The following is a 10,321-nucleotide window of genomic DNA, read 5'->3' as shown; positions in this document are numbered from 1 at the left end:
CGAGAGCAGACAGGGCAGACTGGTGACGGGTCATCGCGGGTCCCTATTTCTTGGTCGATGTGGGAGGTCCCGCGATGACCCTTCATCGCCTACCAGCAGCTCCACGCCACCCCGGGGATTGCCACCACGCTAGGGGACACACCCGCGACCTTCCGCTGCTGCGCGCGAGCCCGCCGTCGCTGCGCGGCCACGTCCGCCCTCACGGCCTGGTAGCCGCGGGTATTCGTCGAGTTCCGGTAGAGTTCCCTGGAGATCACCGACGGGCAGCGCCCCAGGTGACGAGCGATCCTCCGCACGGACCAGCCCGCTTTCGACGCTGTGGAGATTTCCGACCTGTCACTGAACGTCAGCCCCGCTCGCGCCCCCCGTGCACCTCACCGATCAGACCCCCACCGACCGGGAGTGTTGCTTCGACGCTATGACACCACCGGTCAATGTTGTAGGGGAAAGAGAAGGAGCCCACCACTGGCAGGCTCCTTCTGGTTTGATACATGAGGGCGGCTGGGGGCCCGCGACCCCCAGGGATCCCGCTTTTAGAGCGTTGAGCGAACCGTCCGTGCCGGAAACACCGTGATCACTCAGTGAATTCGCGAACCTCCTCAAGTGAACTCATTTCCGAGTCAACATCGACCCCGGGAAGCGATTCAAACTCTCCATCCGAGACCCCATAGATGCCTTCAATGGGATTCACCAAGTCGTATCTGCCTTCACCGAAGTCATTCAGAAGAAGGAGGACCTCAGGTGAGTCAACCTCTTCGATAAAGGTAGTGCTGTCTTCGATGTAAGTCACACCCTCGCTGGTTCCGCCTAGCTGTGAGACCTCTACGGAATCGCCTACCTCAGCGTCTCCCGAGATAACCTCGGAAACTCTAATGGTTGTCACCGTAGTCACAACTGCCATCGCTTCAAGATCCTCGTTAGAAACCTCCACTTCAGACTGCGGATTCTCCAGCCCCGCCCCAGAGTCATTAATCTCTGGATACTCGATCAGGTCGCGAGATGACTCCACCGTGCCTACAACGACTACGTCCGCTGCCTCGAGCGCGGCTTCGGTGCTTCCGTATTCCGGATAATCTGCTGAAAGGTGGACAACCGACTCACTCGCCGGATCCTCGGAACTCGGCTGACTGGCGCAGGAGGCTCCGAGCAGCGCTACCGCCGACGCGGCGCTGAGTGTAATAAGTGCGCGAGGAGTATGCATCAGTAGATCCTATTCACTTCAGACACGTCATACGGCTGGGGACTGATTACCATTGCTCGATTACGGCTGTGCTTCATCAATGAAGCCTTTGAGGTCTTGGGGTTGTCGGCCAGGCTAAGGGCATGGCCGAGTTCGTGTGTAGAAGTACTGTCGATCCACTTAGACATGTTACTTCCCGAGGCCTCTTGGATTGTGCGAGCGTTCACTTGGATTTTGAAGGTGCGTGATCTATTCCGCGGGCCGTACGCGGTGTAGTAGCCGTACCAAGAATGGGGGTACCGTGCAGCGGTCATGGTGTTCTGCGCAGCGCTGGACTTACCGAACGTGACAGCGGGCAGGGAGTTCCACCGGAAGCGCGCATTGTCAAACTTAGTGACGTACGATGAGTTGACCCCGACGTACTTTACGGAGTTCTTCGTCGAAGGCATTCCCCCCGCGAAATAGTCGGCATTTGCTGCCGTGGCGCCACCAGCCACAAATGCTAGCGCGCACAACGTGGCGATAATTCTCGACAGGATTCGCTTACGTAAAGTGTTTGGACGTTCGCTCCTGTGTTTCCGTGCTTCCCCCTAAGGTCTCGATGAGCGTAAAGTTACCGCCGCTCCGTCGAACCCGTATGGACTGTGACCAAACTGTGACAATCGAGTCCCCTGTGCCGCCGCACGCTGCACGCCGCGCTCCCGGTCGGACTGTCGCATGGGGTATACCCAGTGCGACAGATGTGTCGCAAAAGTGAAGTTCTGAACACTATTGGGAACCGTAAATGATCGTCTAGTAACTGTCCTGCTGGGGTGCCCCAGTTTGGAAGGTACCGCGCGACGCCCAGCGGGACGCCTCTGTGTGCGTCAGTCCCTTCCGCCCGGACGGCACCTCGGCTGCCCGGGCCGCGCTGGTATGCGATCGCGCATCAGCTCCGTCTTGAGCAGCCGAGCAAAGACCGCTCTGGCCGCCCTCGGTTCCCCGAGGGCGGCATGATGGACGGGTGACCTTGGTGCCAGCGCTCGTGATCCTTCGCGGTAATTCCGCGTCTGGCAAGTCCACAGTCGCTAGTGCAACGCGAGTTGCCGCGCGGCCGCGTCGCCGTGATCGGCCAGGACCATGTACGCCGGGAACTGCTGTGGGAGCACGACTCGGGACCGGGCGACACCATCAGCCTGGCCGAGGTAATGGTGCGCCACTGTCTGGCGCGTGGCCGCATCACCGTCCTCGAGGGCATCTTTAGATCGGCCCGCTATCAGCAGATGTGCGAGCGGCTCATCGCCGGCCATGACGGGCCGTCACTCGTGTACTACCTCGATGTCAGCCTCCCGGAAACGCTCCGGCGCCACTCGCTGAAGCCCATCGCCGACCATGTCAGCGATGAACAGGTCGCCCCCTGGTATGCCTCAAACGACGTGCTTGCACTGCCCGGCGAGGTCATCCTCGATGAGCGGCATAGCGAGGATGAGCTGGTCGCGCGGATATTGGGTGACCTCGAGGGCCTTGCGCCTTAGCCTCCAGGGATGAGCAGCTGGCAAGCAGATTCCTTGGCCGCCATGACAGATGCGCTTCCGGGCGCCGACATCGAACCCTACGGATCGGTGACCGACCCGGCGTTGCTCGATGGCTGGAGTGACCTCGACGTCGTCATCACCTCCCGCGCAGCGTTCGACGTTCAGGAGGCGCTACAGGGACGGCTCTGGGCTTTTCAGTCGACGAGTGACGGCGATGCACAGGTTGTGCGCGCGGTCCTCGACGATGGCCGACGGATCGACGCCACGATCCACGGCGCGCCCTGGATGCTGCCCGCGCCCCTGCCGACAACGACGTCCGCTTCGACACCCCCCTTGCAGCGGTGCGCTTCGGCCGCGGAAGCCACCTGATCGCCCTCCACCTCACCCTGGGCGTCATCCGAGAAGCACTCGTTCATCGCATGGTCGCTGCCGACCGAGCTGTGGGGACGACTCACCATCGCTCCGAGACCCGATATGACGCAGACGCCCCTTTAGCACTGGAAGCACTCGCAGAGCCTCTCGGGCCACAGACGGCACTGGACGCCTACGAGCTCTACGGCGCCTGGAGATCCGCCGCAGAACCGGGATACTCAGCCGACGCGGTCGGCCTGCGAGCCGTGATCGAACTAGGCCGACGCGACAGGCGTCTAGCCTAACGACGCGTCCACGATCAGAACTGGACTGCGGGCAACTACGTGCAGGTGGGGTATATCCCAATGGACCAGGTGCCGGTCGAGCGATCTCGGTCGGAACCTCGATGAGAGACTGAGGCAGTGAATGAACGCTTGGCCGATCGAATCCTGCGCCTGGTCCAGGCAAATGGTGTGCTCGGCCTGGGCGAGCCCACCCACGGAAGCGCGAACGTCTTCTCATGGAAGTTCGATCTGATCTGCGAGCTCGCATCGAGAGGTCTACTTGGCGCGATCGCGTTCGAGGACTCCTACATCGTGGGAACCCGTGTCAACAGGGCCCTGAACGATGGAGGCGATCTCGCAGAGGTCTGGCGTGACGCTCTCAGTCTCTGGCGCACCACCAGTATCAGCGAGGGAATCGCCCGCCTGCAGTCCATCAACGCGGCTCTGCCCACGCACGAGCGCGTTCGCTTCCTCGGCATCGACTCCAAACCCGCTCACCATGCCGCGTTTGCTCTGCTCGACGCTGGCTCAAGGGCGACGTCCCTGCGCCGCATCGCTTTACGCGAAGATATTGATGAGGCGGAAGTCGACGAAGCCCGCCGGGTCTGCAGACACTTCGCTTGTCATCGCGAGCCGCACACAGCAGCAGCCGCGCGCCAGTTGCTGCGCTACATCGACGCCTATCTTGCCGAGCCAGACCTGAAAGGTCTTCACCGACGCGACACGCACATGGCCGAGACGCTGCTGGAGAACCTTCCCGATCGAGGCATCACCGTCGTGTGGGCACACAACGAGCACGTCGCCCGCAACCCCGACAACTTCGGCGGACCATCGATGGGGCAGGTGCTCGACTCGCGAATCGGCGCGAGGTACACCTCGGTCGGAATTCTCTGCGGAGAGGGCTCCTGTCGCGCGATCGACCCCTCCACCAACACCAAGGAGTACCAGAGCGTCCCCTTGCCCACCGCCGGCCCACATACGACCGAGATGGCCCTACGAGCCCGTCGGACGGACTTCGTCACCGCATCCGAGTTCGTGCACCCCGGTCCGCGACGATTCATCGGATGGAGGCTCGACAGCAGCCTCACGGAAGCCGCTGCGAGTCGAGAGGTCGAGCTGCGACGCCCCTCAACGGACTTCGACGCAATCGTCTATCTACCGTCCAGCGTGGCAGACACCTCAATGGAACACATCAGGACCGTTGAGGCCGACCCTGCATGACAGCTACGGCGCCGTAGCCTTCCCCGTCCCACAGGGTCCAAAACGGCGGATCTGACACAGATCTGCTCACTTGGGTATACCCAGTGCGACAGATGTGTCACAGAAGTGCAGAATCCGACCCTATCGACAACCGTAAGCTAACTGTCGGTAACTGTCCTGTTGGGGTTTCCCAGTCTTGGTCATCGTCGGTGCCGACGTCACGAGGGGTCTTCGCGCCAGCGTGCGGCTTCCGATGTCCGTATCGCAGAACGGTGATTGCTGGCCTGAATATGACTGGCGCGGTCGGCGAGGTTCCGGATGGCGTCTCGTAGTTCGGAGGGTTCGACGTCTGTGAGCGGGGAGTCGAAGGTGGCGAGAATGCCGGCGACGCCTGCCCAGGACCAGGCGCCGCCGGTGAGGCGTGTGCGGCGACAGCGCGAAGGCCGCCCGCAAGATGATGCGGGCTTTCATCACCGACGGGCACGAGGAGCTGGTTTCCTCGGCCGTGGTCCTCCTCCACGACATCGAGCGCGCCGAGGCGGCGACCCCCGACTACCTGGAGGTGGTCCAGAGCATCGCCGAGGAGTTCACGCCGCTGGTGTCCGAGGTGATCGCAGTGCCGTATGACAACGCCCTCAAGGGTGGCGACGTGATCGAATTTGCGGATCTCTCGGAAGACAGCCGCAGGGCGTATCATCAGGCGGCTGCCGCGATCGCCTCGAGGCTGCTACGACACAGCTAGCTCCTGCACTTCTCCACCTATGAAAATTGCCGTTAGGTTTCTAGCGCACGTGATCGTTACCAACGAGCCCGAAAAGGGGACAGATGGCCACTGATGAGGATGCTGCTGAAGCCGGGTTTATGGCACTGGAGGGGGTACAGACGGTGCTCTCAATTAGCCGGAGCCAAGCGTACGCACTTGTGCGCTCGGGTGCGCTACGCGCGATCCAGGTGGGGGGCCGGGGTCAGTGGCGCGCCGAGCGGCGCGAACTGCAAGCATATATTCATCGATGTTATGAGCAAACTGCGCCAATAGTCGCACAGGAAAACATTTAAGCTGTGTAACCGGTAACGCTAAGATCGCTGCATCGCATAGGAGCACCGCCCGCCCCGACCAGCGTCCACAACGTCACGGCCCGAAACATCTAGGCAGAACCACACGCGAAGAAGGGTCAGCTCATAGGCTGGCCCTTCTCGCTATGTTACTTACAGTGCTGCTCGCCGCGGCTCCGACGATTCGCAGCTCTCAGCGCACCTTCTCTACGTAGGGATCTCCAAAAGCGATGGATCCATCACTCATGACTGATATGTCCGCGACGATATCCTGACCGTCATCGAGCGCAGCGAATGCTACTCCGCACGCAACAGAGCGCCAGGGAGAGTAGTACGTATTCGAATGGTATGAGGGATTAACTACGGGAGGAGAGGTGAACTGCACATAAGTCCTATTGTGGAAACTTGCGGGACCCTCCTTGCACGAAACTGCCCGGTTGCTTTGCAGTTTCTTTCCCGCGGGTACGCCTACTTCGCTATCGGCGGCGCCAGTCCAATATTACTGGGCTCCTTGTAGAGGAATGTTTGAATGTGTACTGAGGGCATGCCGATAGTGCACGTGATATTGCTGAGAGTGTTAATTGTCCCGGATACGTGGGTTGAGCCGTGAGGGTCGCCGATCTTCAGTTTGCATACGCCGACCACGACGGCAGCATTGGCGGTAGCGGCCCCTCCAATTACAATCATGCACGCAGCAAGGATGGCCGCAACGAATGTCATGAACCTGCGTCGAATTGAGCTGAGCTGTGCGCCCTCTGAGTGTTCCATGACGGGAGCGTCCACCCACCATCAGCTTCAAGCACTTGAGCCCGCACAATCGTCACCCAACCGTGATCTCAGTCACCAGCGAGATAGATGGCTACGGTCGTTGAGGCGTCATCCGGTTCTTCGCCCCATATGCGGAGCAGGGCGCCGGACGTGTCCGGCAGGAAGACTTCGGCTGGCGACCCTCCGCTACGTTCACGTGCCCAGCGGATGGCGTCCTCAGCTGTCGTAACGCTGTCCAACCACCAATCAGAAGTGCGCCAGCGTTCACGATCACTACCCCCAGGGACCCACAGTCTCACCAGGTAGCGGGAGGCAGTGTCGTAGCCCCCGAACGTCTCAAGGCATGGCGATGCTCGCATCTTCGTTCTGTCCTAGCTGTTTGCGTAGATCGAGAGCCTATCGAAGAACTGACTCGGAACACGGAGGCCGGCTGCGACGAGAGCGGTCAGCAAGGTAGCCTCAGTCCACCTAGAGGGGCAAGACAACCTCACTTACGCCGTCGAACCCTGCGGTTCTGGAGCGCCTGGACCATGTGTCACAAACGGTAGTTTGCGGCCCAGCGGCATGCGTGCCGCAGGGGCGCTATCGCCGCAGACCCGAATGCGCCATATCCCTGTGCCATCAACTTCTAAGTTGTTGCCGCACGAGGGTCGGGGCATCCGCAGCCATGTCCTGCTGGGGTATACCCCGCGCGACAGATGTGTCGCAGAAGTGCCGAATCCGACCCTTTTGGCAACCGTAAATGATTAGCGGGTAACTGTCCTGCTGAGGTGCCCCAGTGTGGGCCAGCCGGACATCGCCGAGGCTGACACGGCAGGAGCGTGCCAGGGCGCTACGAGGGACAGTTGCGGGGGAGTCGGCACGCGCAGTGTTGCCAGGGGTGCCTGTATTCTTCGCCGTACAGATCACCTAGCGCGGCTGCACGGCCTCGTGGATCTTCCAGCTCGAGGGCGTAGCGCGGGTTGGCGCTGCAAATAGGGAGGAGGGGGTATGGGCGATGCGCTGCTGGTGATTGGTGCGCTGTCAGTCGTGGCATCGATCGTGCTGGGATTCGTTGCAGCCCCAGAGGGTGAGTCTTGGTTCCACAAGCTTGTTTGGCTAAGAGAGCTAAGTGTTGGCCAGGGGCTGCGCAATCTGCGGCTCGGCATGCTGGTGGGGGGTGTGCTGCTCGTTGCTGCATCGCAGGTGCTTAGCGAAGGCTGGCTTACCACTGGGCTTCAGAAGATATTCATGGAGAAGACGGCAGGTAACGATTGGCTTGACTGGGTACTTCTTTTCATGCCGGCCATAGTGAGCTTGGCAGCTTATATGCTGATGGATACGGCGAAGAAGTGGCCGGATAAATCCACTGCGGCACGCGTGCGCTTGGTCGCTCTGGCGGTTATCAAGTACATCGTACTATTGCCGCCGCTGGCTATCGTTATGGCGTTCTTTCTTTTCGCGGTCGAGAAGGGCTAGTCGCTACGACCCTCAAGAAGGTTGAGCGTTTGCGACGCCCGGGCAATAGCAAGCAGCGATTATTTATTGCGGGCGATTGGCCTGGAGCGGTTGGCGCAGTGCGCTAGGTCGTCGACGGGCACACCGCAGCTCCCGTGTCGGCCCGGCGCCGAAAGCGTTCCTCGTCCGCACCAGCCGCTCTGCCGGACTGTCGACGCACGAAGTCGGCGAGTCATGAAACGACCGCGTGAGCCGTGCGAGGCCTGCGTTTGACGACTGTCCTGACTGGGCATACCCCAGCACTACACCGCGACCAGTTGATCCCACGGTTCCCACTAGGGTCCTGTACGCGCCTTCTGCGACACATCTGTCGCACTCGCCGAGCAGACCACCCCAGTGGCACAGCTCGGTGGCCCGCCAGCGCCGCTGCCAGCACGGATGAACAGCGCCTTACTGGGTGAGCCGGGCTCACCCCACCAGCATCTCCGCCACGAACGGCCACACCAGCAGCAGCACTCCGATCCCGGCACCGATCAGGTCCGGCCAGCGCAGGGGGCTGGGCAGGGCCCAGGTGCGGGTGGTGGCGGTTGCGAAGCCGCGGGCGTCCATGGCCAGTGCCTGCTGCTCCGCGCCCCGCAGCGCATCGACCAGCAGGGCGAGGGTGGCACCGGCCAGCAGCCGCGGCGAGATGGGGGAGCCTATGCCCCGCAGCACGCGCGCCTGGGTGATGATCTGCCACTGGCGGCCCAAGTGGCCGGCCCGCACCAGACCCGCCACGGAGGCTGCGATGGGCCGGGCCGGCAGGCGCAGCCGTCCACCGAGCGCATCCCCCAGGGCCGTCGCGTCCACCGAGCCCAGCGCCAGCACCCCGGGGGCGACGAAGGCGGTGATGCGGGCGGCCTCCTTCGCGCCCAGCAGCCACGCCTCGGTGGACAGTGACGGTGCCTCGCCCAGGAACGCGGTGGTCCAGGCCAGTCCTGCTGCGGACAGCAGGACCGGCGCCAGGCGCAGCAGACCACCGCCCAGGGTGCGCATCGCCAGCGGTGCCAGCAGCACCGTGGGCACCAGGGCCAGCAGCCCGCCCTGCCAGGTGTCCACGGCGAAGGAGCCGATCGCGGCGAGGATCCCGATCAGACACAGCACCAGAGGGTTCAGGGCGTCGGCCGGGATCCAACGGGTGCGGGGCACGGGACCGATCCGGCGATCCGGGGAGGGGTCGGAGCCGACCGGTGGGACCGGTGGCGCATCCCCGCCTGCTCCGTCTTCAAGGTCCAGGCGCGCATCGGCCCGCTGCATCAGCACGGGATCATGGGTGGCGACCAGGACGGCACGGCCCTCGGCGCGTGCCTGCTCCAGCAGCTCCAGCACCGCCTGGCGGCGCTGCGCGTCCAGACCCACGGTGGGCTCGTCCAGCACCAGCAGATCCGGCTGCTGGGCGAGGGCCGCGATGATCGCCAGGCGCCGCTGCTCGCCACCGGAGAGCGTGTACGGATTCGCCTCGGCCAGCTCCGCGAGCCCGGCCCGCGTGAGCAGCTGCTGGGCGAGTGCCTCGTCGGTGGCCCAGGAGGAGGCGGTGACCTCCTGCCTCACGGTGGGCGCCACGAAGGAGTGCTCCGGGTTCTGCGGCACCGAGGCGATCCTCTCCCGCGACGGCAGCGCCACCCGCCCCGCAGCCGGCTTCGCCACTCCCAGCACCACCTGCAGCAGGGTGGTCTTCCCGGCACCGCTCGGGCCGGTCAGGGCAGTGATGGTGCCGGCCTGCAGCTCCAGATCCACCCCGCGCAGCAGGGGCTGCTCCAACCGTCGCCGCCGCCGGGACCCGGGCCGGTGCACGTCGACCCCGGCCAGGCTCGCGACCACCGGGCCCGGTCCATCAGCCGACCGGCGATCGACCGTGCTGGTCTCCACCGCGATCCCGGCCGCGACCAGCAGGTGAGGACGGGCGGCCAGCAGCTCGTCAGGGTCCCCGTCGGCCAGGACCGTGGCGCGTTTGCCGAGCACGATCAGCCGGTCCACATGGGGCAGCCACGCCTCGAGCCGGTGATCGGCCACCACCAGGGTGCGGCCCGCGGCGACCTCGAGCACCGCCTCGCGCACGGCCTCAGCCGTGGGACCGTCGAGCATGCTGGTCGGCTCGTCCAGCAGCAGCACGTCCGGCCCCAGCGCCAGGGCGCCGGCCAGGGCGATGCGCTGCTGCTGGCCGCCCGAGGTGGCCAACGGCTCCCTGCTCGAGGGCACGTCCACGCGGGCGGCGTCGAGGGCCTCGACGGCGCGCTCGTGGATCTCCGGGCGGGGCAGGGCCGCGTTCTCCGGGCCGAAGGCGGCGTCCCGGCCCACCGTGGCGGCCACCAGGGCATGGGCGGGGTTCTGCAGCAGCAGACCGCGCTCACCCGGTCGCGAGGGCGGTGCGGCCTGCCCCTCGAGGTCACCGGCCTGCTCGTCGAGCAGACCGGCCAGGGCGCGCAGCACGGTGGACTTCCCACTGCCGCTGGCCCCGGCCAGCAGCACCTTCTGGCCCGCAGGGATCTCCAGGT

Annotated in this window: 9 protein-coding genes; 6 read left to right on the top strand and 3 right to left on the bottom strand. The window is 63.9% G+C overall.

Annotated features, from left to right (window positions below; translation table 11 throughout):
• Window positions 1–89: 89 nt before the first annotated feature.
• Entirely contained in the window at window positions 90–350 is a 261-nt protein-coding gene (locus M3B01_RS13860; RefSeq protein WP_259793040.1) for a helix-turn-helix domain-containing protein, read from the bottom strand.
• A gap of 224 nt (window positions 351–574) precedes the next feature.
• The gene (locus tag M3B01_RS13855) at window positions 575–1,201 is read right to left on the bottom strand and encodes a hypothetical protein (protein ID WP_259793037.1); all 627 of its coding nucleotides are present in this window, start codon (window positions 1,199–1,201) and stop codon (window positions 575–577) included.
• Between the two features lie 1,049 nt (window positions 1,202–2,250).
• On the opposite strand from M3B01_RS13855, the gene M3B01_RS13850 reads away from it, so the two are divergent.
• From M3B01_RS13850 to M3B01_RS13825, 6 genes are all read left to right on the top strand, one after another.
• A complete protein-coding gene (locus M3B01_RS13850) occupies window positions 2,251–2,694 on the top strand; it encodes a kinase (protein WP_259793035.1) in 444 nt (147 codons plus the stop codon).
• A 9-nt stretch (window positions 2,695–2,703) separates the two neighbouring features.
• Window positions 2,704–3,063, top strand: a complete 360-nt coding sequence (locus M3B01_RS13845; protein ID WP_259793033.1) for a hypothetical protein — start codon at window positions 2,704–2,706, stop codon at window positions 3,061–3,063.
• Between the two features lie 404 nt (window positions 3,064–3,467).
• Window positions 3,468–4,550, top strand: coding sequence for an erythromycin esterase family protein (locus tag M3B01_RS13840; RefSeq protein ID WP_259793031.1), 1,083 nt, complete (start codon window positions 3,468–3,470; stop codon window positions 4,548–4,550).
• 400 nt (window positions 4,551–4,950) lie between these two features.
• Window positions 4,951–5,271, top strand: coding sequence for a hypothetical protein (locus M3B01_RS13835; protein ID WP_259793028.1), 321 nt, complete (start codon window positions 4,951–4,953; stop codon window positions 5,269–5,271).
• An 83-nt stretch (window positions 5,272–5,354) separates the two neighbouring features.
• Entirely contained in the window at window positions 5,355–5,585 is a 231-nt protein-coding gene (locus M3B01_RS13830; RefSeq protein ID WP_396123381.1) for a helix-turn-helix domain-containing protein, read from the top strand.
• A gap of 1,755 nt (window positions 5,586–7,340) precedes the next feature.
• Window positions 7,341–7,808 (top strand): hypothetical protein, encoded by a 468-nt coding sequence (locus M3B01_RS13825; protein ID WP_259793025.1) that lies wholly within the window; start codon window positions 7,341–7,343, stop codon window positions 7,806–7,808.
• Window positions 7,809–8,255: 447 nt separating this feature from the next.
• Here M3B01_RS13825 and M3B01_RS13820 read toward each other — a convergent pair.
• Window positions 8,256–10,321, bottom strand: a 2,066-nt coding sequence (locus tag M3B01_RS13820) for an ATP-binding cassette domain-containing protein (RefSeq protein WP_259793023.1), incomplete at its 5' end; no start/stop codon positions are given.

Origin of the sequence: Brachybacterium sp. p3-SID957 (assembly GCF_025144775.1) — a bacterium.
In the GTDB taxonomy this organism is placed as follows: Bacteria; Actinomycetota; Actinomycetes; order Actinomycetales; family Dermabacteraceae; genus Brachybacterium; species Brachybacterium epidermidis.
This window is presented reverse-complemented; position numbering and strand designations above follow the sequence as displayed.